This window comes from Bacillus sp. FJAT-18017 (assembly GCF_001278805.1).
Lineage (GTDB): Bacteria > Bacillota > Bacilli > Bacillales > Cytobacillaceae > Bacillus_D.
In genome coordinates, this window is sequence record NZ_CP012602.1 from 5,157,501 (window position 1) to 5,181,987 (window position 24,487).

Below are 24,487 nucleotides of genomic sequence, written 5' to 3' on the forward strand. Positions count from 1 at the left end.
ATCGCCAAACCAAGCAAGACAGCAGTAGCTGCTGTAATAATTGGGACAAAACGTTTTCCGGCAAAGAAACCAAGATAAGATGGCAGTTCAATTTCATAGAATTTGTTATATAAGGCAGCCGCAATTATACCAACGATAATTCCCCCAAACACACCAGTTTGAAGAGTTGCCACTCCAAGTACATTTGCATAATTCAAGCCATTTACATCTTCAGAAGTAAGACCCAGGACTGTACCCATCGTAACATTCATAATGAGATAGCCGATTATTGCTGCCAGCCCGGCGGTGCCCTCTCCACCTGCCAGACCGACTGCGACGCCGACCGCAAATAGAAGCGGAAGGTTACTAAAGATAATGTCACCCGCTTTTTGCATAACAGCCGCAACCATTTCTACCGCATTGTTATCCAAAAACGGTGCGATATCCAGCAGGACAGGGTTTTGCAGCGCCGCACCTAGCGCCAACAGAATACCAGCGGCGGGAAGAAGTGCGACAGGAAGCATCAGTGCTTTACCAACTTTTTGTAAAACACCAAAGATTTTTTTAAACATCGTATGATTCCTCCTAAACTCAATTTTGGATCCTCACATAAGTCAACAAACGCAAAAAAGGCATGAGTTCAGAAAACAATTGCAACAGAGAAAGGGCTGGAATTAATTTACCCCAAAGAGGGCAAATAATCCCGTTTCCTAACTCCATGGCAACTATCTTCTTTACTCATGCCTGATCGAATCAGTAACACGTAAAAAGATGAATGCTATTTTATTTTTTTCTGCAGTCTTTGCAAGTGCATAGTCAGGTAAACTGCCTCCGCATCAAAGACTGGCTGTTTCAGCGTCTGTTGCATTACCTTGATGAGCTTCCAAGATAAATTGTAGCATATTGGATATAATTCTTTCAATAGTTGAGATATTGTTTCAGGCTCTTCCACCTTCTCACCATTTTTCACCCGTTCGATGGCAAAACGCAGGTGACGCACTAATCTCATGTAGTCCACGCTTTCCTTGTCGATAGTAATATCAAGTTGTTCTTCAATCATTTGTACCAAATTTGTCACTAGTTGCGAATGCTTGTTTACATCGGATAACTCTTTGTTGGTCAAAGCACTATGGATGTGAAGAGCAATAAATCCGGCTTCCCCTTCAGGCAAGTGAATTCCTGCCCTTTCTTCAAAAACTTGCATCACAGACTTGGCAATACTATATTCTGTCGGATAAAGGGCTTTTGTTTCGATTAAGAAAGGATTTCGGATTTCCATGCCGTTAGTTACCCTGCTGACCGTAAACATTAAGTGGTCCGTAAGTGCAACATGAATATGCTCATTTAACGTTCCAGGTACCTTCTCTTTAATTAATTCAATTGCAGAAATGATATGCCTCTGTAAACCCTCCTCCAGAAACGGGAGAAGCTGGATATAGCTTTTTTGTTCTTTCTCGCTTTTTAAGACAAAGACCTTTTCTGCTATCCCGGGATCAAGTACCTCTTTAGGTTTACGATTAAATCCAATCCCTTTTCCTATCAAAACAACCTCGCCATAGTCTGGATGGTCTGCAATAAGTACATTATTATTTAGAATCTTGTTAATAGACAAGCTTGCCATGTAGCCCGCACCTGCTTTTCCTACATTAGGGTTGTACTATTAACTCTAAAAGAGACTTATAGGATAGTCAAATGTTTGTACCTTCATAGCAGAACCGAAAAAGAACCAGCCAATACGGCCGGTTCTTTGACAAATCCTATTCTGTCAGGAAGATAAAATAAAGCAGGAATATAGCAAAGAACAAATACATGATCGGATGAATCTCTTTCTTTTTCCCTGCAACAAGCATCGTGATCGGGTAGAAGATGAAACCAGCCGCAATCCCGGTTGCAATGCTCGAGGAAAGTGGCATTGTGATAATTGTCAAAAAGGATGGAACTGCAATCTCAAAACGGTTCCACTCTATTTTACCCAGATTCGAAACCATCAGGACCCCGACAATAACTAATGCCGGTGCCGTGACTGGTGATGTTACCACCGATAGAAGCGGGAAGAAAAATAGTGACAGAATGAAGCAAGCCGCTGTGACAAGAGCCGCTAGACCCGTTCTCGCACCCGCCGCAACCCCAGCGGTTGATTCAACATATGAAGTTGTTGTTGATGTCCCAAAGACCGAACCGACCAATGATGCAATTGAATCCGCGAAAAGCGCACGGCCAGCACGAGGCAATTTATTATCTTTCATTAATCCTGCTTGATTTGCAACAGCCACTAATGTTCCCGCATTATCAAAGAAGTCAACAAACAAGAATGTCAAGATGATGCCAAGCATTGTAGAAGTATAAAATGAAGCGTCATTAAAAGATGAGAACAACGCACCAAAGGTTGGTTCAATGCTAGGAACTGGACCAACCACGCCTGTAGGCATTTTAATAAGGTTAAAAATAATGCCTACAATAACAGTAATCACAATTCCATAAAATACAGCACCGCTTATTTTCCTAGTCATCATAATGACAGTTATCAGCAAGCCAAAAATTGCAAGCAGTGTATTACCCGAAGTCAAGTCACCCAATCCTACAAGGGTCGCATCGTTATTAACAATTATCCCCGCATTTTTCAATCCAATAAATGTAATGAACAGGCCTATTCCAGCACCAACTGCATACTTTAATTCCACAGGTATAGCATTAATGAGTTTTTCACGCCAGCCTGATATCGTTAATAACAAGAAGAATACACTTGATATAAAAACCGCTGCCAGGGCATGCTGCCACGGCGCACCGTGGCCAAGTACTACTGAATAAGCAAAGAAAGCGTTCAAGCCCATCCCTGGAGCTAAGGCAATCGGGTATTTTCCAATCAGCCCCATAATAATGGAACCAGCCGCAGCTGCCAATGCTGTTGCTACAAAGACTGCCCCATGATCCATTCGCATTGCATCAGGCAAGCCATCAACATCGGCTAATGTCAATGTAAGCGGGTTAACGACCAAGATATATGCCATTGCAAGGAAAGTCGTAATACCGCCGATTATTTCCCTGCGGAAGTTCGTTCCAAGCTCCTCAAACATGAAGTACTTCTTCATATTAATATCCCCCTAATTGAAATTCCTTTTTTAAAAAACAAAAAGCGCCCCGGTACAAAACCGCCGGGACGCTGACAAAGGCAAATATAAACAGTTAGCCAAAGAGAGGCAAACCAATCTATATTACCTCGTAGTCAAGCTATTTACGGCAGCCTGGTAGAGACTTCCGGGCCATATCCCCGGCATTATACGAAGCAAACATATGAAATTTATAAGTACTTTGTTATTTTATCAGGTGGACTGGTTGGCGTCAATAAAATACGAACGATTTTTAATATGAATTAAAAATCGTTCGTATAGTTGTTATTCCCATTCAATTGTAGCAGGCGGCTTGCTTGTGATATCGTAAACAACCCGGTTAACATGCGATACTTCATTAACAATTCGAGTTGAAATCGTTTCAAGGACATCCCAAGGTATCCTTGCCCAATCAGAGGTCATTCCATCAATACTGGTAACCGCCCGGATGCCAATTGTGTGATCATAGGTTCTGGCATCTCCCATAACCCCAACACTCCGTATATCCGGAAGCACGGTAAAGTATTGCCAGATTTCTCGTTCTAACCCGGCTTTTCTAACTTCTTCGCGCAAAATAGCATCAGATTCGCGGACAATTTCAAGCTTATCCTCAGTAATTTCTCCTAGAACACGGATACCAAGGCCCGGGCCGGGGAATGGCTGCCTCCAAACAATTTCATCCGGAATGCCGAGCTCACTACCAAGTGCGCGTACTTCATCTTTAAACAATGTGTTAAGCGGCTCAATTAATTGGAATTGCATATCTTCAGGCAGCCCGCCGACATTATGATGTGATTTTATTGTCTGGGCAGTTGCTGTCCCGCTCTCAATAATATCGGTATATAGCGTCCCCTGAGCCAAATAGTCGATTCCTTCAAGCTTACTGGCCTCATCGTCAAAAACATAAATAAACTCATTGCCAATAATCTTTCGCTTTTGCTCAGGGTCGGATACTCCCCGGAGCTTATCCATAAAGCGATCGCGGGCATCAACTTTGATGACATTCATATTAAAACCATCAGCAAATGTCTTCACTACCTGCTCGGCTTCCCCTTTGCGTAAAAGCCCATGGTCAACGAAAATGCAAGTAAGCTGGTCGCCAATTGCCTTATGAATTAAAACAGCAACAACAGAGGAATCAACCCCGCCACTAAGGGCGCATAATACCTTTTTATCCCCAACGGTCTGTCGGATTTTTTCCATTTCAAATTCTATGAAGTTCTCCATCGACCAAGTACCGCTACAGCCGCAAATTCCCATAACAAAATTTTGAAGCAGCTCATTTCCGTGCACAGAATGACGTACCTCAGGATGAAATTGTACGCCATACAGCTTCCGATCCTCATCACTCATGGATGAAATCGGACAGGACGGACTATCTGCATCCGCAGTAAAACCTGGAGGAACCTCAGTAACCAGGTCGCCGTGACTCATCCAGACAACCTGGTTTTCAGGCAATCCGCTAAATAGCCGGCTCTCCCGCCCGACAGAAATTGCTGCCTTTCCATACTCACGGTTTTTAGCTTTTTCAACCTTTCCGCCAAAATGAACAGCCATCAGTTGCATGCCATAGCATATCCCTAGTACCGGAAGCCCCAATTCAAAAATGCCTTCATCACAACGAAATGAATTTTCATCATATACACTATTCGGCCCGCCGGAAAGAATAATACCTTTAGGATTCAGCGCCTTAATTTCTTCAGCCGTCATCGTATGCGGGTGAAGCTCGCTGTAAACTCCAAATTCCCTAATCCGTCTAGTGATAAGTTGATTGTACTGACTGCCAAAATCGAGGACCACGACCATTTCCTGGTCCAAATTCCCACTAATCATATTCATATTTTCCACCTCAGCTTTAGTATGTACACAAAGCAGGAAACACACCTCTTCAACAAATAAAAAAACCGGAATCCTGCCCTTTTTAAAAACAAAAAGAAGGCAGAATTCCGGCTAAGGCCCTGAAATTACTGCCTTCATAGTCAGGCCATTTACGGTGGCCCGGTAGAGACTTTCGATCCATATCATCGAGGATATATGAAGGTTGCGTACGATTCAATTATTTTATCATTTTAGCCATTCATCTGCATTCGGTCAAGAGATTGTCTTTTTAATTAATTTTTCCCACAATTTTTTATTATCCTGCCAGGTTCCTTTAGGCAATTCATGTTTGTATAGATAGTGTTCATAATAGGATGTAAGCTTGCCCATTTCCCTCGAAGAAAAGAAGTGATCGATGTAGCCTGCATAGTTCCTGAGCGTCTGGCCTTCTTTTCTCCTTAAGCCATATCGGCCCAGCTGTTTTAACAAGGCAATGTACGCTTTGGCGAATTGATCATCATTATTGGCAAATTTGAACCTGAGAACCAGATAATAAGGGAGCCAACTCCCCCGCTTTCTGTATATTAAAAAAGCTGCCGCAAGAACTGCCATTATGCCCGCCACTATCCACTTCCACTTATTCTTAACGAACTGTCTTGCTTCTTCCATAGCACTCAGTCCTGCAATCTCCTGCTGGGCTACAGGATCAACCTCCTCCAATGGATCGATTTCGTTGCGAGGATTGGAATCACTTGGACTCGGAGAGGAATCGGGAGTAGCACCGGATGAATTTTGATCTATACTACGGTCAATTTGAATGCTATTAGAAAAACCTATAGTCGGTTCGAATGGGATCCACCCAAGGTTTGGAAGATATACCTCGACCCATGAGTGGGCATTGTTATTTGTAACTTCAAAGAGGCGCTCCTGAGATCCTTCTTTTCCAACCGTCTTTAGTTCTCCTTCTGTGTAACCTTTAACCCACCGTGCCGGAATCCCAATGCTTCTTAACATTACAGTCATCGAGGTGGAGAAATTATCACAATACCCTTGTTTTGTATCAAACAGAAATTGGTCAACGTAATCCTCATTATCACCAGGAACAGCTACCTCCTTCTGATCATAGGTAAAACCATTGCTATCGAAATAGTTCTCAACCGACTTCGCCTTGTCATACCAGTTATCCGCCCCGCCCGCAATCTCCTTGGCAAGCTCTTTTACCCTTTCTGGGAGCTCCTCTGGGAGTTGGGTATAGCGTTCAACAAATGCTTCGCTCATCTTCTCGTTATTCGATCCATCCGCCAATCTTAAGTCTTCCATTTTGAAGGCCGGAACCACATATTGAAAGGAAAAATTATCAAGCTTAACCGGACGGCCACTGTCAACAGTAAGTATTTTCTCAGAAACAGGGTCCATTGTATAGGTCACACCGGGATCAGATTGAATCTGTTTGACAGTTGTTGGGTAGGCGATGTGCGGGTACTTCAACAACATAAATATATTGGCCTTTTCTTCTTCCATCTTTACACTTGCAGGATATCCTTCCAGCGGGACAGAATCCTCTTGTGTGAATTCCAGGGCGTCAGCACCGCGGTCAGATACGATCCAGCCTTTTCCGGTGTATACATCCTTCGTTTCTACCCTCCAGTATTGCCGGCTTTCAGCTTTTGCCCTAAACACAATTGTGTCATCCGGTAAAAACGGCCCGCCAAGCCTGGAATCATTTGTTCCATAACCAATTCGGGAAACCCCGCCACTGCCGGAGCCGCTGTTATCATTAAAAGATTTCAAAAATGGAACAGGATCCGGCCATACCGGGTCAGCCTTTGGTGCCGCGTAACCAACTGCTGTGCTGAAGAAAATCATAATAGCAAGAGGGACCATCCATTTGCGGGCAAGTGTGGAATTTCCGCCAAGCTTTCCCTCAGCCAATAGGCGGGAATAAGTCAATATTCCCATTACTAAAAATCCCGCAACGACCGCCCTGACAATTGATGCATTTCCGTTATAGTTCGTAAATGTGTCGATGACAGTGATATAAATTATAGTCATAAGAAAAAAGACAAATATGCGGCGCCGGTTTAAAAGCCAATATTGAATCAGATATACCATGAGCCAAAGAAGGAGGAAGAACATAATTGTCCTGAAACTATTGGAAAGCTGCTGGAAATCCAAACTAATGATTAAGCTAAGATTTACTTTAATATCCACAAAAAACCGTTTCCACCATTCAATCTTAAAAAAGCCGCCAGTAAAATAAAGCCTATAGATGGCATAGCACATGTAAAACGTTTTAATAAAAAACTGCATGGCCGCCGGCAGCTTAAATATTGGCCCTGCAAACGAAATCAGCAGGAAAATCAAAAAGACTTCTATTTGTTCGGTATCCGTCAGTTCCTGAACCGGCCTAAGCCATTCCCATATTAGCAAGAAGCCCAGTCCGTAAAGGATTAGCGAAGTAGTATCTCTCTTCGTTGCATTTGTGCTCATCTCAGGGTCACCTCCGAAAAGGCTGTTTCAAATTGGTGCTCATGAACCATGATCACCCTGACACCCCTCGTATTCCCCACCGTTTTTAGAGACAATTCTTCATTAGATGGAGACTCTTTCTCATTTTTTAAAAGAAAAATTGTCACCATCCCCTTCTTTTGTCCGAGAAAGCTTGCTTTTTCAATTAACTGCTTCGTAAGTGTTGAAGTCACGATCATCATCGTTACATTTTGTCCGGTATAAAACATTTCCGCTTCAAGAACTTTATCAACTGATACTGCGCAAACTGGCTGAACCTTGGCAAGATGATAAAAAATTTGCTGAAGATGGGACTCTCCACCCCGGATTGGAAATGATGCTCTCTCCCTTGTTACGGTAAGAAGTCCAACTTGAGCCCCTTTTTTCAAAATAGCTCTTGTGACAGATGCTGTGAATGAAACATTCGCCTCAAAACGGGGTTCTGGCGCGCAATCCAAGACAACCATTACATCATGCGATTGCCTTTGCTCAAATTCCTTTGTCATAATTTCATTACGCTTTGCGGTAGCCTTCCAGTTAATCCACGAGAAACGATCACCGGGCTGATAATCCCTAATGCCAATTGCCATAGTTGTATCCCGCTGAACCCTCTCCCTTGAAGCAGTCATACCCTGATCGTAGTGATTTTCAAATGGCCGGTAAAGCATTTCTGTAAAGGATGGATAGACAATAATTTTACTGTCAGATTTTGCTTCTCGTTCTTTTTCAATCATTCCAAGCAAGTCTCCTGTTTTAAGTTTAACGGAATGAAAGATATGTTCCCCACGAGGCAAATCATCGATTGAATAGTCAAAGATTATTTCCTTTTTGAAGCCCGGAAATAATAAAGCCTTTTTTCCAGGAGTTTTCAACGTTTCGCTTAAAAGATCTTCAACAAAAATATAAAACAGCGGGAAAGAATTGGTACGCCTAAGAATCATTTGGACCTTGAGCGGTTCCCCTGCATTAAATTCGTGCTTTGGCAAATGCCGTTCAATTTGAACATCCATTATTGGATAGAGGGAAACAGCAATTGAGTAGATTGCAAAAGGCAGGAAACTGTAAAACAAAAACCAGCTGACAAACCCGCCTTGGAACATCGCGTAGCAAAAAGCCAAAACCACAAGAACAAGTAAGACAATGAACTTCCAAGTATGCTTAATTGCCGCCAGCTTTTCCTTCATTATTTCACGAGCCTTTGAACCGGTACCGGCACTCTCGCAACGATGCGGTTAATGATTTCCTCTGCGGTAATTCCTTCGAACTTGGCCTCGGATTTCAAAATCAATCGGTGGGAAAGGACAAATGGGGCAAGGTATTGAATATCATCCGGAAGTACATAGTCCCGTCCATAGATGAATGCATATGCCTGGGCTGCTTTCATCAAACCAATCGAACCACGCGGACTGGCACCTAAATAAACATTTTCATGAACTCTTGTCCTGTTAGAGATATCAACTATGTACCGTTTAACCGTCTCATCGACAAACACAAGCTTAATTTCCTTTTGGAGATCTCTTAGTTCTTGCAATGTGACAACGGGTTCGAGTTCCTCGATTGGAGGCGTGTTTTGAGCACGATTGAGTACTTCCATTTCCTCCGCAATTTCCGGATAGCCCATCTTCATTTTAAGCAAGAAGCGGTCAAGCTGGGCTTCTGGCAGAGGATATGTCCCCTCATACTCTATTGGGTTTTGTGTAGCCATAACAAAGAAAGGCTTTTCAAGTCGGCGCGTAACTCCATCTATTGTTACACTTTGTTCCTCCATTGCTTCTAGGAGGGCGGATTGTGTTTTCGGGGAGGTCCGGTTTATTTCGTCCGCCAGAATGATGTTGCCCATAATAGGGCCTGGACGAAACTGAAATTCCAGTTCCTTCGGATTGTATATGGAAATCCCCGTCACATCAGAAGGAAGAAGATCTGGGGTGAACTGAATTCTTCTGAAAGTTGCGCCAACAGACTTTGACAGAGAGCGGACCATCATTGTTTTCCCTACACCTGGAACATCCTCCAGCAGCACATGTCCTTCGGCTAATAATGCCACCAGGCTTAGTTCCGCTACATTACGCTTGCCTGTCATTACCTTCTCAATATTCATCAAAATTTTGTTGATGTTAAGATTCATTGTTTCACGCGCCATCTTATTCCTCCCGCTTTCTATGATTGATAATCCCATGTTCTTATAGTAAGTTTATCATACATAAGATAATTCTATAAATTCTGTAAAATTCCTGTTGCCATAAAAAAACTGAATAAAAACCGATTATTAATTGACGATTTACACATGGTAAAAGTTTCAATTTTTTTGAATTAATATTAAAAGGATGGCTTTTGGATGCGGCTTGATACGGTGATTATGAATGAACAGTTTGCTTATGAAATTTTAAATTGGCACTATGAACCCCCTTATGACTTTTATAATAGCGATCCTTCCCCAGAAGGAATGAAAGAGCTTCTTGAAAATACTTATGTTGTTCTAGTAGATGAGAATGGGAATTTGGTAGGGTTTTATTGCAAGGGGCCTGCCGCACAAGTTCCTGCTGGAAGGGAATTTAAAGCCTACCCAGAGGGTTTTATTGATATTGGCCTTGGAATGAATCCTAAACTTACAGGAAGAGGCTTTGGAAAAGAGTTTTTCTCATTCATACTTAATGATATAAGTTTGGAACATCCAGGCTGTACATTCCGGCTTACCGTCGCGGCTTTTAATTTGCGGGCAATAACCTTATATCGTAAGGAGGGATTTAAGGAGATCTGCCGCTTTCAAAGCGGTTTTATTGAATATATCGTCATGACAAGGATATCTTCTAGTTCGATGTCCAAAAAATATAAAGATTAGGTGAAACTAAACCTATAACCAATACGTAAAATAAATACGAAAAGAAAGGGGACGGAAATATGAATAATGTATCAACAACCCTTAAGTGGGTTTCAGGAGGCCTTGAGGCTTTGCTGGGAATCCCTGTACTCGGCGGGCTAATCATTATTTCTACAGCCTGGACGCCGCTATTTTTAATGGCCATCCTTCATATCGTTACAATTGTCTTTGCAGTTAAGGAAAATGAACCGAAAGCGGGAAACATCCTCGGCCTGGTTACATCTTTACTCGGCTGGATTCCTGTACTGGGCATGATCATGCATATGATTTCCGCGGTCGTTATACTGATCGATGCATACCGTTCACAAAACAGGACAGCCCGCCAAAGCTGGTAACAGAATGAGGATTCCCTATCCAGGAAAGCCTCTTTTACGTTCCAACTAGATCATTGCATACAAAAGGGCAGCTGACCAAAGTCAGCTGCCCTTTATTACATTTGCTTTAACCATTTATAGGCTCAAAGGCCATTTCTTCAGAAATCAAATGAAGAATAGTATCCCTGTCGCTTTTAGTTTTATATGCATATTCTTCCTGGTAAGACTCCGGCCCTTTTCCGGTTATGATGAAGCCATCACCTTTCCCTAAAGAGTTTATGACAAAAGCTATTGTTTCGGTACGGTCTTCTATGATGGTAATATTCTGATAAGGTTTGCTTAATTCCTTTAACTCCTCTATCATCTGTTCTTTTTCCACACCATTTAAATCATCAAGAGTCAAATAGACATGGCTGCAAATAGCCTGGCTGATTTCAACCATTTCGCGGCGTTTGGATGAATCCCGCTTTCCTCTGAAACCAAATATATGATAGAGATCTTTTTCAACACAATGGCTTGCTGTTTCTAAAGCGTGGCGCAGCCCATCTGGAGTATGGGCATAATCGATAATCGCTTTTGAGCCAGTAGGAAGTTCGATTTGCTCAAATCTTCCGGGCACTCCTTGAAAACATTGCAAAGCTGTGATCACTTGTTCGGGTGTAAACCCAATATCTCTTGCACATATATAGCTTCCCAAAGCATTATATACATTATGTTTTCCTGGGATTTTCATATTAACTGTATATTCTTTTCCGTTATCTTCAATTACCAGGGACAGCTGGGGAGCTGAAATAAACGATTTAAGCTGGATTGTTTCCTTCTTCATTCTATGGCTAAACGATATAGAAGGGACCCGCTCCTGTGCCAATTCCTCATCCATTTTTTCACCCCAGGGAGTATACGCTCCAACTATCCCTTTTCCTTCAGGTTTCAGACACTGAAATATCATTTTTTTCGCCTGAAAATATTCCTCTATATCAGAATGATAGTCAAGGTGCTCGTGGCTAAGATTGGTGAAAATAGCATAGTCTAGCATCGGGCCAGCAACCCGGTACTGGTCTAGTCCATGTGAGGACACTTCCATCACCACAAATTCATCCTTGCTTTCATGAATCATTTTTTGAAACGAAATAGCATCAGGTGTTGTTAATGTTGATTTATGCCGTTCCCCATTTAAAAAATATTCCACTGTTCCTAGCAAAGATGATGTCTTCCCATTGTAAGTCAGGATGTGGTGTAAGAGATATGCTGTGGTTGTTTTTCCATTTGTACCGGTAATACCAATCATTTTATGTTTGTTTTGAGGCTGCCCATAAAAAGAGTTTGCCAATGCCCAAACCAAATGCCTCGAATTGGGCACTTTGAAATAAGGAGTTGGCCGAACATCTTCAATTTCGCGCTCACCTATTATGGCAGCTGCTCCATTCTTAATCGCTTGCCTAATAAACTCATGTCCATCAGAATCATGTCCAGAGATTGCCACGAATAGATTACCTTGTTTAATTTTTCTTGAATCGGACTCAATCCCAGTAATAATACTATCGTTATTGCAGGAGATTCCGACCTTGCGAAGCAATTCCGTTAAAGTAATCTGCATTTTAAATTCCTCATTATTATTCTTATGAACCTTAGTATTTTTCGAAATTTGACGAATTATATACATAAAAATACTATACACAAAAAATGTTGGATGAATAAACATTGGGTACCTGTATTTATCAAAATAGTCTGAAAGGCCCTCTGACCATCCAAAATATGCAAGTATCCATGAATTCCTTATTCCTAAATATGAAACTTTGGTCCAAGTCGATAAAGTCGCTGTTGCCAAAAGAAAAAGGCCTATCCTCAAAAGGTTAGGCCTCTATCCCCAAAGTCTAACCAACTGTCCGGACCCATTTTCTTAATTCGTCCAACTGTTGGGTCTAATCCCTTATCCTAGCGGGGGGTGACCCCCTCACTGATTGAAAAGTATATCTGTTCTTTGAGGATTGTCTAGCTCCACAAGGAAAGCTTCCCCGAAAATGCATCGCACGAAATTACGCGATTGTGTAATGAGGAGCGCCTAGCGCCGAGTGTACTTCGGTCCCCTCGTTACGATAAGTCAACATCGATTCGCTTGCGCTCATCGTGTTTCCTTTACCCCACCTTAAGGGACAGTAGGCCTCCTTCGTCGGCAACTGTCCCTAAAGGTCCGATTCATTCACCTAACCATCAGCAAAAAGCGCTGATGGAAGGTTCATTTTATCTCCTTCGAGGCCCTCCAGTCCATACGGCGCTAAGCAAGGCGCTTCCGCTTTTCTCGATTATCTCTTCCCTTTGTCATAAATTTCACCCAATGCTTTTGGAGCGCGATTTGATTTAGAGAAAAAGATTAATAACAATAACGTCAATACATACGGTAAAATCATGAACAAATCGGTGAAGCTGCTTGGCAATGCCATTGACTGGGCAATAAACGTTCCCCCGGATTTCGCAAACCCGAATAAAAGACAAGCGCCTAAAGTAGGGAGAATCCTCCAATTCCCAAAAATTAAGGCAGCGATCGCCAAGAATCCATATCCCATATAAATATTTGATGAAAAGTTAGCTGAAATGGAATAGGCAAAACACATGCCGCCCAGACCAGCTAGCACACCCGATATAAGAACTGCGGAATATCTAATTTTTGATACATTTACACCCGCTGCATCAACTGCATGGGGATTTTCTCCGCTGGCTCTTAGACGCATGCCAAATTTTGTTTTATATAAAAGATACCAGGCAAAAATGGCTATCACGATGATAATTACTTCGAACGGATACACATTTGTAAAGACCGCACCAATCACTGGTATAGAGGACAAACCCTCAATCGTAAACCGCTCGGATACACCCAAACGAAACTTGTCCGAAGCCGATCCAAATACAAGGGCATTTATTTGAGTCGTTAAAAAGGTCGTTAGTGCTAATGCCAATATATTTATGACAACACCACTGATCACTTGGTCTGCCTTAAACTTAATGCTTAGTACAGCATGAATAATCGAAAACCCCATCCCGCCAATCATCGAAAAAAGTAACGCGACATAAACAAGATCTTGAATATCTCTGCCAGAAGCATTTGCGATTAGTACAGCTGAAAGTGCCCCGATGAATGCCCCGAAACCTTGAAAGCCTTCGAGTGCTAAATTGGTAATTCCGCTTTTTTCACTATATATGCCGCCTATTGCGATAATAAAAAGAGGCAGAGCAAAGGATAATCCATCAATAATTACTGTATTCATTATGATTCATTCTCCTTTCGTTCTACTTCTTTTTCCTTCAAGCGGCTGGCTTTATGTTTCAAGTATCCGCCACATGCACTAAACAATAGGATTAACCCGATGATAACAGAAGAAATTTCTTGTCTGATTCCAGCCTGTGAACTCATATATGTGCTTCCCTGATCAATAATCGATACTAAAAATGATGAAAAAATGACGCCAATTGGATGAGAGTTTCCTAATAGTGATACAGCAATTGAGTCAAAACCGATACTTGATAAAACCTTTGGCTGGATGGAAGAAAAATAACCTAAATAATATGTCACACCTGCCAGGCCAGCTAAACCACCTGACATAACCATTGCCAGGACCGTATTTTTTCCAACATTAATTCCTGCATACTTAGCTGCATTGCGATTGGAACCTACCGCTTTAATTTCAAAACCAACCACTGTTTTATCCATAACAAATTTAATTAAAATAGCGGTAATAATAGCTAAAATAAAGCCTAGTGGAATATCCATTTTCTGGTTGGCTATCTCAACATTAACTAAAGTCAACCTTGCTGCTTCTCCAATATACTTGGATTGTCTTGAAACAGGATCAATATAATACATGTGAATAAAAAAGCTTATCACATATTGAGCAATATAATTTAACATGATCGTCGATACGACTTCATTAATATTAAATCTATATTTTAGCCACCCTACTAATCCTCCCATCAAGCCTCCAGCGACAAGTCCGATTACCAGCACAAAGGGCTTGGCGAATATCGCATCCAAACCGCTGTAGCCAACGATTATCGTCGCTAAAAAACCAGAGACGAGCATTTGTCCCGAAACCCCAATATTAAAAAGACCTGCCCTAAATGCAACAGCAACCGCCAAACTTGCAAACACAAGTGGCGTCATCGCGTTTAGCAAACTCAAAAAATCAGTCAACATGCTCTTATAGCCAGCATAAGAAGGCTTAGGGAAGATTCCTGCCCCTTGGAGCAGATTGAAAAATGCCTGCAAGGGATTTTTGCCAATCAAAAGGATAACAACGGCTGCTGCAATAAAACTTATTAGGATGGAGACGAATGGAATGGAGATAGGCTGCCATTTCTCATTGCTTATTGGCTGAAGAAGACTATAACGTAAGCTTTTTCTTTTACTATCTTTATTCATGCTTTGCCCCCATCATATATTCGCCAACTTCATTCGTTGTTAACGAGTCACTGCTGGCGATTTTTTGAAATTGGCCATTATAAATAACTCCAATGGTATCCGCTATATTCATAATTTCATCCAGCTCCAATGAAACGAGCAAGATTGCTTTTCCTTTATCCCGTTCTTCAATAATCATTTTATGAATATTTTCAATCGCACCTATATCGACCCCTCGTGTTGGCTGAACGAAAATCATCAGCGGCGATTGCAATTCAATCTCACGGGCAATAATGGCCTTTTGCTGATTACCGCCGCTCATTGAGCGAACTTGCGTCTTAATTCCTTGTCCACTTCGAATATCATATTTATCAATCAATTTGCTGCCAAATTGGTCAATTTCATCTTTATTCAGGATTCCCTTACTGCAAAAAGGCTCCTGATAGTACTGCTTTAATGCTAAGTTAGTAGATAAATCAAAATCCAATACAAGTCCAAATCTTTGTCGATCTTCAGGTATATACGATATCCCAATTTCTGTTCTGTTTCTTATACTTTCAGTCGTAATGTCCTTACCCTGGAGGAGCACTTTTCCGCTATTAACACTAGTTAATCCGGCAATCGCATCTGCTATTTCAACTTGTCCATTATCTGCGACTCCCGCGATAGCAAAAATTTCGCCGCCATGGATGGTGAACGATACATCCTTAACTACTTCGAAACCATCTTCATTTTTAATCGTTAAGTTTTCAACCTTCAATACTTCCTCTTTCATTACAGCTGGGGCTTTATTAGATTCAAAATTTACTTCCCGTCCAACCATGAGCCGTGCCATTTCCCCCGTAGACGTTTCCTTTACATCCAACACGCCAACTAATTTTCCTTTATTCAAAACAGCACATCGATCGGCAACTTTCTTAATTTCTTCCAGCTTATGTGTAATTAAAATTATTGTTTTTCCACCGTTTCGCAGACCTTCGATAATACCAAGCAAGAAATCAATTTCTTGTGGCGTCAAGACTGCAGTTGGTTCATCGAAAATAAGAATTTCCGCTTCACGATAAAGCACCTTCAAAATTTCCACTCGTTGCTGCATAGAAACAGTCAGGTCGTCTATTTTTTTTGTAGCATCCACTTCTAAGCCGAAGTTTTTAGACAGTTCTTCAATTTTGCGATTGGCATTTCGAATGTCTACGTATGGAAAAAGACCTGCCAATTTTTTAATTGGCTCAACTCCCAAAATAATATTCTCTGTAATCGTATAATCGGAGACGAGCTTAAAGTGCTGATGGACCATGCCTATGTTAAGCTTTGCGGCATGATTGGGTGAGCTAATTTGCACTTTCTCACCACGAAGGAAAATTTCTCCTTCATCCGGTTCGTACATACCGCCAAGCATACTCATTAACGTTGATTTACCGGCGCCATTTTCCCCAAGCAAGGCAAAGATTTCCCCTTTATTAATGCCAATGGACACATCATCATTTGCCACTATTCCAGGAAATCGTTTGGTTATATGTTTCATTTCTACAATATAATCAGACATTTTTCTGCTCCTTTATTAGGAAAAATAAGAAGTTTATCATCCCCCAGAGATTGGGGAATGATAAACTTCTGCTGGTCATTTCATAATTTACTAGTTACTGTTATAAACCAGGGAACTTTTCTGGAGTATGGCCATTAAAATTGGAAGCAGGTACGATTGTACCGTCTTGCACTAACTTGTAAGCTTCATTCAATTTAGTAAGTGTATCGTCTGATAATTGATGGCGGCCTTCTTCTTTTATGAAACCAGTTGAATCTGTATCTGCATGAAGAACGACGTTTCCACCTTTAAAGCTTCCATCAACAACAGAATTCAATGATTTTTCAATATTCATACTCATGAATTTTACCGCAGATGTTAAAACAATATTTTCAGAACCATTTTTACCGTCATCAAATTGGTCAACATCGACACCAATTACTTTTACATCGTCTTTAGCTTCCTTAACTGCTGTGAATACACCATTCCCAGTCCCGCCTGCTGCAACAAAGATGATATCTGCTCCTTCTTTAATCAAGGCATTTCCAATCACTTTTCCAGTTGCTTCATCTGCAAAGGATCCCGCATAGTTGCCGCCAACATCTTTACCTTCTACATCTGTCCCTGCATAACCTGATAATTCAACAAGTTCAACGTTTTTACCGAAAACCGAATTCACATAATTTACACCTGATTCAAAGCCAAATTGATAGTTTACATTTGAAGGGTATGCAATACCATTTACTACGGCTACTTTATTTGATTTTGTTTCTAGTGCTGCAGCCATTCCTGCAAAAAAACCACTTTCTTGTTCAGCAAAATTCATCGCATAGATATTATCAAATTTTGTTTGGTCACCTACAGGTGCAGGTTCAGAGTCATTTAAAATAAATTTTTTATCAGGATTTTCTACAGCAATACTGGAAACACCGGCAAATTGGAATCCAGGTGTTACGATGACATCATAATCTGCCACAATATCAGCAACAGCTTGTACAGCCGCAGCAGGATCACCTGTTTCTTCTTTAATCGCCTTTACTGTTGCATGTGGATGCTTTTCAATAAAGCTCAATATACCGTTATAGTTATCTTCATTAAAGCTGCCATCATCAACGCCTGAAGGACTTGTTACAATGGCAATTTTCAACCCTTCTTTATCTGTTCCAGCCTTAGCTTCATTTTTCTTATCTGCGTTATTGCCGCACGCTGCCATAACAACAGTTAGTAAAGCAATGAATAAAATCATCGCAATTTTCTTAGTGCCTTTTGCCATTTAAAATCTTCCTCCCTGTTAATCTAGTTGAATTTCATATGTGTAAAAATTAAAAAAAGCACCGAGTAAAATACCGGTGCTTGACTTCAGGAAGGTAGATGCATGGAAATAAACACAAATATATCCCCATACATAATATACACAACCTCGTAGTCAAGCTATTTACGGCAGCTTGGTAGAAACTTTCGGGCCATATCCCCAATATTATACGAGAATAATATTTAATTTTTACTTCCCCATAGTAGCATCGGAGTATTCTTCTGTCAACAAAACATGAACAATTTTTAAAAAAGGAGACTTATTATCCGGAAATAATGAAAGATGCAATAATTGGATTCATGTTTAATTGGCTACAGTGTCTTCGATTCAAAATAGAGTAGATCACCTTTTTTATCGGTCTCCTCCTGAGAAGTTTATAATACAACAGAAATCAATTTTTCCGTCCCCACCCAAACAAAATTTCCTTTAGTTCATAGTATGTTAGGAGACTGTAAATATAGAGGTGAACTATGGAGAAGAGAGTACTAATAACAGGGGTTGCTGGCTTCCTGGGTTCTCACCTTGCCAAGGAATTAATAAATGAAGGAAATTTTGTAATTGGCGTGGATAATTTTAGCTCTGGAAAAAGTTCTAATATACAAAGTCTGCTTACCAATAATCGGTTTATGTTCAAGGAAATGGACTCATGTTCCCAATTATTATTGGAAGATCCCGACATAAATAATGTACACGAAATTTATCACCTCGCTTCCCCCGCTTCCCCCAAATATTATCAAGCCTTTCCTTTCGAAACTATAAATGTAAATACGATCGGAACAAGGAATATGCTTGAACTGGCTAAGCGGAATCAGGCAAAAATGGTCTATACCAGCACGAGCGAAGCCTATGGAGATCCCGAAGTCCATCCACAGCCGGAAACATATCGAGGTAATGTGAATACATGGGGGCCGCGCGCCTGTTATGATGAGGCCAAACGCTTAGGGGAGGTTTTTTGCTATGAATATTTCAAGCGATACAAGACAAAGGTCAAGGTAGCGCGAATTTTCAATACCTATTCTGCTGGATTAGCTAATGATGACGGGCGCGTTATTTCAAACTTTGTCACTCAGGCTTTAAAGGGTGAAGATATAACAGTGTATGGCGACGGGTCGCAAACTCGTTCCTTTTGTTATGTCAAAGATACTGTTAATGGGTTGAAGCTATTAATGGAAAAAGATGAGGCAAATGGAGAGATTGTTAATATTGGAAATCCGGTCGAATACTCCATAATTGAATTGGCCAATTTAGTTAAGAAACTTACCGTTTCTACTAGCTCAATAACTTTCCACCCACTTCCTGTCGACGACCCAAAAGTACGTCGCCCTGATATTATGAAAGCGGAACAATTACTGGGCTGGGTACCTTCCGTAACATTAAGTGAAGGTCTGCAAAAAACCATTCAAGAATGTAAAGTAAAGTTGGATATTATTTAGATAAATAACTTACTATTATAACGGGATAGAAAGAAAGGTGAAATTTGATGTTGTTTACAACAATAACGTGTACAAATCATCTTCCTCTTGCCCTAGTATTGGCAAAATCATTGAAGGCGTATCATCCTGAATCCAAAGTTGTACTTTGCTTACTTGAGGAGAGTATTCACCCAATCGCTGCGAGCAGCCCATATTTTGATGAAATTGTCTTGGCAAAAGATTTAGGGGTTCCTGATTTTTATAAAATGGTATTTAAATATAATGCTTATGAAAGCTCTTGTGCTATCAAACCCCATTTACTAAACTACCTTCTTAACAAATTCCAGGATGAAGAAAAATTCGTTTACTTGGACTCAGACATAAAAGTATATAGCCCTCTTGAAGAACTTAAGTACTTGTTAGACAATTATTCAATTGTTATAACTCCACATAGATTGGCACCACAAGATGAGTATTTTACAGATTGGGAGGAAGCAGTCAATCTAAAGGATGGAGTTTTTAACGGTGGATTGATTGGAATAAGAAGGGATACGGAAACTCGGGAATTTTTAAACTGGTGGGGGAATAGAGTACTAAAGTTTTGTTATATTGACCATAATCGAGGTCTTTTCCTTGATCAAAAATGGCTAAACCTCATTCCTTGTTTTTTTGATAATTATAAAGTGCTCAAGCACGTTGGCTATAATGTAGCAAGCTGGAACTTTTCACAGCGCAAGATTGAAACATCAAAGGATAACCAACTTCTAGTTAACGGGTTGCCCCTTCGTTTTATTCATTTTTCAGGATTGGGAAGATGGTTTGATCAGAAATTAGAGATATATGTAGATAAAAGTAATATCCTATATATGTTGAAAACAGAGTATTTAGACGAGGCCGAAACCTATGAATATAATTCAATGAAGGATCATCCTTGGTGCTATAACTATTTTAATAGCGGAGAGTCAATTCAGCCTAAAACGAAGACCCTTTATAGAGAATCAGAAGGGTTACAGATGCAGATTCCTTTTCCCTTTCATTTAAGCAATAAACATATTAAGGAATACCAAAAAAAAATGAAAAATTCCCCAACTGTATCAGTCATAACAGCTGTTTATAATGGCCAGGAATTCCTTATGGAGGCAATTAACAGCATATTGTCACAATCCTATACAAATTTTGAATATATTATTGTCAACGATGGTTCTACTGATAAAACCAATGATTTACTAAGCCGGATTAACGATTCTAGAGTAAAAGTAATCAATCTAAAAAAGAATATGGGTGCGGCCTATTGTCTGAACCTGGCAATAAATAAAGCAAAAGGTAAATGGATCGCAGTTCAGGATGCAGATGACATAAGTTACCCCGATCGGCTTGAAAAACAAGTAGGGCACGTGGAATCCCATCCAGATGTCATTGCAGTTGGAAGTATGATTGAGTGTATATCAGACACGCTAACTGAAGATCAGCTCGCTGGCATGGTATCACACTTCAATTCATTGAAATCAAGGGATGAACTGTACAGAAACCGTTTCTTCCAAACACCATTTTGCCATGGGACTGGTTTTTTCTTAAAAAATGCTTATTTGCAGGTTGGTGGATACGATAAAAATTATAGAATTGCTTATGATTGGGATTTATGGATGAAATTGTACCGAAAAGGACCGATTGATAAAGTCAATCAAATTCTTTATAAATATAGGATAGATAAAAGTTCACTGTCTTTCAAAAAATGGGAAAGTACTTATTTTGAAATCATCAAGTTGACTGTTAACCAGATCAATAAAATGCATGGAAAAAATAAACGTAAACCAACGTTATTGATATATGGTACAGCCAAAACCCGTAAAAACTTTAAAACAGCAATTTTGAGTAATGAATATAACAACCCTGTTAAATATAAGGATTATAAAGAGTTAAAGAATAAAAAACCTTTTTCCAAAAAAAGCAAGACAAACGTAATCATTATCCTTGAAGAACATTTTAAGGAGGAAGTGATTAAAGACCTTGAAAAAAAGGGATTCAATCTTAATCGAAACTTGTTTCTACTTCATAACGGCAATCATGGTTTTATCGAAAATGGCTACTTTTAACTTGGCCGAGGCCCCTAATAACAACTTGGGGGCCTCGACTTTTTTTCACTCTCATACATATACCCGTTGAAACCTTCGGTCTTCTTTTGCTCCTATCAATTAATCAGGTATTTTACAGAATTAAAAACTCCTAACTATTCTTATTAATATGGCATTATTTTGGATGAATTATAGATAGTACGAACAAGCTTTTATGGGTTATGATTGTCAAAATTTACTTCATCTAAAGAGATACTTAATACTGTAAGATTTGATTTCCTTGTGCCAAAACCAATCAGCCTGCATGGAGCGGGACTAACCAATTTAACTTTTTGTTCTTCAGGAACAAAAGCAATAGAAATTTTCCTCTACGTATATTACGTCCTTTATTGGACGATTAGTTCTTTTGGGATTTAGCAGTATCATCATTTATTGGGGCTATACTGGTACGGTTTCGAATTTTCGAATGGGGATCAGCCTGGAATTGATAAAATTGATTTCGACATATCTAATTTCAATAAGTTCGTGGGGAAGCAAGAGTTTTAGAATATTGTCTTAAAAATATTAAACTAGGTCTCCTCACTCCGATTGATTCAACCTTAAAGGAGATTTTTCTTTTAACAATAATGACGTGTGTTACGCCACACGCCATTTTTACTCATACTATTTTTATTTGGAGTTTATGACCTGCCGCAAATAGGCAGCATTTCTTTTCGCAAGACCTTGGTTATGGGCAAGGTCCTAGTTCCATACCCTGCTGCAGGAATAATAGCCTTTTTACATTTCACAAACTTAGCCTCCCTTTTAAACTAGTATTTAACTATTCATGATTAGGATTTACAGGCAGGTTGACCAACAAAGAAAGGGCGGAAAATATGCTATAGAACTATCCCCTTCTCGGACAAAATTGAATATATTAAAATCAGAATCATCTTGAAAGGAGGGGGATTAACATGGTGAAAAAAGCAATTATCCCAGCGGCTGGATATGGTACGCGAAATTTACCGATTACGAAAGTATTACCGAAGGAAATGCTGCCTATCTGTGGACGCCCCGCCCTCGACTATGTTATTGACGAGGCCATAAAATCAGGGATAAAAGAGATTCTAATCGTTGTTTCACGCTCTAAAAATATAATTCTGGATTATTACGACCATTGTCCAGAATTAGAGAATCATCTAGCCTCAAGCGGGAAACACCATTTATTAGAGAAACTTGAACTGCCTAAAGTTCATATTCAATATGTAAGACAACCATATGCAAGAGGTTTGGGGGATGCCATCCTTCTAGGCAAACAGTTTATCGGAAACGAACCTTTTGCCGTGATGCTTCCTGATGAAATCATTCTTTCCGATGCAAAACCAGCTTTACGGCAGTTGATTGATTTATATAATCTCCATAAAAGCAATATTCTTGGATTAAAAAAGGTAGACAGGAAATTCCTCCACAAATATGGGGTTGTCGAACCAGAAAGACAAAAGGACGGTATTATTAAAATTTCCAATGTTATTGAGAAACCTGATAGTTCGCCGCCGTCCGATTTAGCTGTGATTGGGAGGTATGTGTTAGATCCTTCAATTTTTCATTCTCTAGAGAGAATTCCTCCCGGCAAAGGAGGAGAAATCCAGTTAACAGATGCTATTAAACTAATGTTACATGATGCCCCCTGTTATGGGATGAAAATACTCGGGTCTAGATACGATATTGCGACCGTTTCAGACTATGTAAAGCTTATTAATCAAATTTGCGGTACATCTTCTACTGCCGATGATTAACAACTTAGAATGAGTGGGGGATAATGATGAAGATCTTAATTATTGGTACAGGGTACGTCGGGACAACCACTGGGCTCGTTTTTTGTGAAATGGGCCACAAAGTAACCGGACTAGACCTTGATGAACGAAAGTTGAACTCTCTACAATCTGGAAAACTCCATTTCTACGAACCAGGTTTAAATGATCTGCTTTTAAAACATCTACACCTCGAAAATATAACTTTTACCACGGATACACAGCAAGCCATTAAACAAAACGATGTTATTTTTTTATGCGTTGGTACCCCGCAAAGTCCAAATGGAAGCGCAGATTTACAGTATGTCAAAAATGCAGCAAGCTCGATTGGAACTTATATGAATCAGTATAAAGTAGTGGTTAACAAAAGTACTGTCCCCGTTGGAACAGCAGTGCTCGTTTCAAACATCATAAAAGAAAATCAAACCTCGGAAGTCCCCTTTGATGTGGTTTCCAATCCTGAATTTTTAAGAGAAGGATCCGCCTTGTATGATGCCCTGCACCCTGACCGGGTTGTCATCGGATCAATAAGCAGGAAGGCAACTCAAATAATGAAGGAACTGTATAAAGAGATTCCTTGTCCTATTATCGAAACCAACCCAACCTCAGCTGAACTGATTAAATACGCAGCCAATTCCTTTCTGGCATTAAAAATTTCCTTCATGAACGAACTGGCGAGATTATGTGATGTACTTGGAATAAACGTTAACGATGTTTCAAAAGGGATCGGCCTAGATCATAGGATTGGTCCTCATTTCCTTCAAGCAGGCATTGGCTATGGGGGATCATGTTTTCCGAAGGATGTTGAGGCCTTGCTTCATACTTCACGCCAAAAAGGAATCAATCTATCCATCCTTGAACGTGCAAGCGAAGTGAACAGAACCCAGGCAATCTATTTTATGGAAAAATTAAAGGATTCGCTTGGAGACCTTAGTGATAAAACCATTGCTGTGTTTGGATTGGCCTTTAAACCCAACACGGATGATACGAGAGAATCTCCGAGTTTGACTGTCGTTGATTATTTGGTGAACCATGAAAGCAATGTAAAAGTTCATGATCCAATCGTTAAACTCAAACCTGACAAGTTTACTCAGTGTTCAACCGTTCAGGAAGCAGCTACTGGTGCAGATGCGGTTATCATCTGTACTGATTGGGAAGAATATCGAAATCTGGATTGGGGTCAATTAAAAGGTTTAATGAAACAGCATTATATTTTTGATGGGAGAAATATTATTGATAAAGGTAAAGCAGTAGAATTGGGGTATCTTTATTTTGGAGTAGCAAACCATTAAAAAACTCTGGCTGACTATAGAGTCAGCTTTTTTATAATTTATAAGCGCCGCTATTATCTTAATTAAGGTTAAAAATCCAATAAACCT

The 24,487-nt window shown here is 40.2% G+C and carries 18 protein-coding genes, 1 pseudogene and 3 riboswitches (1 of these 22 running past the window's edge); of the genes and pseudogenes, 6 read left to right on the top strand and 13 right to left on the bottom strand.

All coding sequences use genetic code 11. From position 1 onward, the window contains the following. From ptsG to AM500_RS24190, 7 genes are all read right to left on the bottom strand, one after another. Positions 1-551, bottom strand: partial view of a glucose-specific PTS transporter subunit IIBC gene (gene ptsG, locus AM500_RS24160; RefSeq protein ID WP_053601499.1) — the beginning only. 1,492 nt of this gene lie to the left of the window's left edge; the window shows 551 of its 2,043 coding nt (coding positions 1-551); it begins with the start codon at positions 549-551; its stop codon lies beyond the left edge, outside the window. A gap of 206 nt (positions 552-757) precedes the next feature. Beyond that, entirely contained in the window at positions 758-1,600 is an 843-nt protein-coding gene (glcT, locus tag AM500_RS24165; RefSeq protein ID WP_053601500.1) for a glucose PTS transporter transcription antiterminator GlcT, read from the bottom strand. A gap of 136 nt (positions 1,601-1,736) precedes the next feature. Then, positions 1,737-3,068: an NCS2 family permease gene (locus tag AM500_RS24170; protein WP_053601501.1), complete on the bottom strand. Its 1,332-nt coding sequence runs from the start codon at positions 3,066-3,068 to the stop codon at positions 1,737-1,739. Positions 3,069-3,179: 111 nt separating this feature from the next. Continuing rightward, positions 3,180-3,281, bottom strand: a riboswitch (purine riboswitch). A gap of 90 nt (positions 3,282-3,371) precedes the next feature. Then, a complete protein-coding gene (gene guaA / locus AM500_RS24175) occupies positions 3,372-4,919 on the bottom strand; it encodes a glutamine-hydrolyzing GMP synthase (protein WP_197028475.1) in 1,548 nt (515 codons plus the stop codon). Between the two features lie 123 nt (positions 4,920-5,042). After that, positions 5,043-5,144: riboswitch (purine riboswitch) on the bottom strand. Between the two features lie 33 nt (positions 5,145-5,177). After that, positions 5,178-7,394, bottom strand: coding sequence for a DUF4129 domain-containing transglutaminase family protein (locus AM500_RS24180; protein WP_053601502.1), 2,217 nt, complete (start codon positions 7,392-7,394; stop codon positions 5,178-5,180). Further along, positions 7,391-8,596, bottom strand: a complete 1,206-nt coding sequence (locus AM500_RS24185) for a DUF58 domain-containing protein (protein ID WP_053601503.1) — start codon at positions 8,594-8,596, stop codon at positions 7,391-7,393. The genes AM500_RS24180 and AM500_RS24185 overlap by 4 nt, the downstream gene beginning before the upstream one ends. After that, positions 8,596-9,552: an AAA family ATPase gene (locus AM500_RS24190; RefSeq protein WP_053601504.1), complete on the bottom strand. Its 957-nt coding sequence runs from the start codon at positions 9,550-9,552 to the stop codon at positions 8,596-8,598. The genes AM500_RS24185 and AM500_RS24190 overlap by 1 nt, the downstream gene beginning before the upstream one ends. Positions 9,553-9,747: 195 nt before the next feature. Here AM500_RS24190 and AM500_RS24195 point away from each other — a divergent pair, with 195 nt between their 5' ends. Both AM500_RS24195 and AM500_RS24200 read left to right on the top strand, forming a co-directional pair. Next, the gene (locus AM500_RS24195) at positions 9,748-10,251 is read left to right on the top strand and encodes a GNAT family N-acetyltransferase (RefSeq protein WP_053601505.1); all 504 of its coding nucleotides are present in this window, start codon (positions 9,748-9,750) and stop codon (positions 10,249-10,251) included. Between the two features lie 59 nt (positions 10,252-10,310). Continuing rightward, entirely contained in the window at positions 10,311-10,625 is a 315-nt protein-coding gene (locus tag AM500_RS24200; RefSeq protein WP_043932664.1) for a hypothetical protein, read from the top strand. A 106-nt stretch (positions 10,626-10,731) separates the two neighbouring features. Here the strand turns inward: AM500_RS24200 and AM500_RS24205 are convergent, their stop codons facing one another. The 5 genes from AM500_RS24205 to AM500_RS24225 all read right to left on the bottom strand — a co-directional run bounded on the left by AM500_RS24205 (position 10,732) and on the right by AM500_RS24225 (position 17,795). Beyond that, positions 10,732-12,201: a UDP-N-acetylmuramoyl-L-alanyl-D-glutamate--2,6-diaminopimelate ligase gene (locus tag AM500_RS24205; protein ID WP_197282645.1), complete on the bottom strand. Its 1,470-nt coding sequence runs from the start codon at positions 12,199-12,201 to the stop codon at positions 10,732-10,734. Positions 12,202-12,907: 706 nt separating this feature from the next. Further along, positions 12,908-13,867 carry an ABC transporter permease gene (locus AM500_RS24210; RefSeq protein WP_053601507.1) on the bottom strand — a complete coding sequence of 320 codons (960 nt, stop codon included), beginning with the start codon at positions 13,865-13,867 and terminating at the stop codon, positions 12,908-12,910. Further along, entirely contained in the window at positions 13,867-15,018 is a 1,152-nt protein-coding gene (locus tag AM500_RS24215) for an ABC transporter permease (protein ID WP_053601508.1), read from the bottom strand. The genes AM500_RS24210 and AM500_RS24215 overlap by 1 nt, the downstream gene beginning before the upstream one ends. After that, positions 15,011-16,543: an ABC transporter ATP-binding protein gene (locus AM500_RS24220; protein ID WP_053601509.1), complete on the bottom strand. Its 1,533-nt coding sequence runs from the start codon at positions 16,541-16,543 to the stop codon at positions 15,011-15,013. Before AM500_RS24220 ends, AM500_RS24215 begins: the two co-directional genes overlap by 8 nt. A gap of 100 nt (positions 16,544-16,643) precedes the next feature. Then, a complete protein-coding gene (locus AM500_RS24225; protein ID WP_053601510.1) occupies positions 16,644-17,795 on the bottom strand; it encodes a BMP family lipoprotein in 1,152 nt (383 codons plus the stop codon). 130 nt (positions 17,796-17,925) lie between these two features. Beyond that, positions 17,926-18,027, bottom strand: a riboswitch (purine riboswitch). Between the two features lie 277 nt (positions 18,028-18,304). On the opposite strand from AM500_RS24225, the gene AM500_RS24230 reads away from it, so the two are divergent. Next, positions 18,305-19,267: a UDP-glucuronic acid decarboxylase family protein gene (locus AM500_RS24230; RefSeq protein WP_053601511.1), complete on the top strand. Its 963-nt coding sequence runs from the start codon at positions 18,305-18,307 to the stop codon at positions 19,265-19,267. 209 nt (positions 19,268-19,476) lie between these two features. Further along, a complete protein-coding gene (locus AM500_RS24235; protein WP_197282646.1) occupies positions 19,477-21,339 on the top strand; it encodes a glycosyltransferase family 2 protein in 1,863 nt (620 codons plus the stop codon). 674 nt (positions 21,340-22,013) lie between these two features. On the opposite strand, the pseudogene AM500_RS25715 reads toward AM500_RS24235, so the two are convergent. Next, positions 22,014-22,106: pseudogene (locus AM500_RS25715) on the bottom strand (UTP--glucose-1-phosphate uridylyltransferase); the annotation flags it as partial. Positions 22,107-22,271: 165 nt separating this feature from the next. Between AM500_RS25715 and AM500_RS24240 the strand changes: the two are divergent. Together AM500_RS24240 and AM500_RS24245 are read left to right on the top strand one after the other, a co-directional pair. Next, positions 22,272-23,093: a UTP--glucose-1-phosphate uridylyltransferase gene (locus AM500_RS24240; RefSeq protein WP_053601513.1), complete on the top strand. Its 822-nt coding sequence runs from the start codon at positions 22,272-22,274 to the stop codon at positions 23,091-23,093. A 26-nt stretch (positions 23,094-23,119) separates the two neighbouring features. Beyond that, positions 23,120-24,400 (top strand): UDP-glucose dehydrogenase family protein, encoded by a 1,281-nt coding sequence (locus AM500_RS24245; protein WP_082347367.1) that lies wholly within the window; start codon positions 23,120-23,122, stop codon positions 24,398-24,400. The last annotated feature ends 87 nt before the right edge of the window (positions 24,401-24,487 follow it).

Excerpts from the sequence above, each read along its gene's own strand:
- glcT (WP_053601500.1), bottom strand. The coding sequence starts at position 1,600 with ATGGCAAGCTTGTCTATTAACAAGATTCTAAATAATAATGTACTTATT.
- AM500_RS24170 (WP_053601501.1), bottom strand. The coding sequence starts at position 3,068 with ATGAAGAAGTACTTCATGTTTGAGGAGCTTGGAACGAACTTCCGCAGG.
- guaA (WP_197028475.1), bottom strand. The coding sequence starts at position 4,919 with ATGATTAGTGGGAATTTGGACCAGGAAATGGTCGTGGTCCTCGATTTT.
- AM500_RS24180 (WP_053601502.1), bottom strand. The coding sequence starts at position 7,394 with ATGAGCACAAATGCAACGAAGAGAGATACTACTTCGCTAATCCTTTAC.
- AM500_RS24185 (WP_053601503.1), bottom strand. The coding sequence starts at position 8,596 with ATGAAGGAAAAGCTGGCGGCAATTAAGCATACTTGGAAGTTCATTGTC.
- AM500_RS24190 (WP_053601504.1), bottom strand. The coding sequence starts at position 9,552 with ATGGCGCGTGAAACAATGAATCTTAACATCAACAAAATTTTGATGAAT.
- AM500_RS24195 (WP_053601505.1), top strand. The coding sequence starts at position 9,748 with ATGCGGCTTGATACGGTGATTATGAATGAACAGTTTGCTTATGAAATT.
- AM500_RS24200 (WP_043932664.1), top strand. The coding sequence starts at position 10,311 with ATGAATAATGTATCAACAACCCTTAAGTGGGTTTCAGGAGGCCTTGAG.
- AM500_RS24205 (WP_197282645.1), bottom strand. The coding sequence starts at position 12,201 with ATGCAGATTACTTTAACGGAATTGCTTCGCAAGGTCGGAATCTCCTGC.
- AM500_RS24210 (WP_053601507.1), bottom strand. The coding sequence starts at position 13,867 with ATGAATACAGTAATTATTGATGGATTATCCTTTGCTCTGCCTCTTTTT.
- AM500_RS24215 (WP_053601508.1), bottom strand. The coding sequence starts at position 15,018 with ATGAATAAAGATAGTAAAAGAAAAAGCTTACGTTATAGTCTTCTTCAG.
- AM500_RS24220 (WP_053601509.1), bottom strand. The coding sequence starts at position 16,543 with ATGTCTGATTATATTGTAGAAATGAAACATATAACCAAACGATTTCCT.
- AM500_RS24225 (WP_053601510.1), bottom strand. The coding sequence starts at position 17,795 with ATGGCAAAAGGCACTAAGAAAATTGCGATGATTTTATTCATTGCTTTA.
- AM500_RS24230 (WP_053601511.1), top strand. The coding sequence starts at position 18,305 with ATGGAGAAGAGAGTACTAATAACAGGGGTTGCTGGCTTCCTGGGTTCT.
- AM500_RS24240 (WP_053601513.1), top strand. The coding sequence starts at position 22,272 with ATGGTGAAAAAAGCAATTATCCCAGCGGCTGGATATGGTACGCGAAAT.
- AM500_RS24245 (WP_082347367.1), top strand. The coding sequence starts at position 23,120 with ATGAAGATCTTAATTATTGGTACAGGGTACGTCGGGACAACCACTGGG.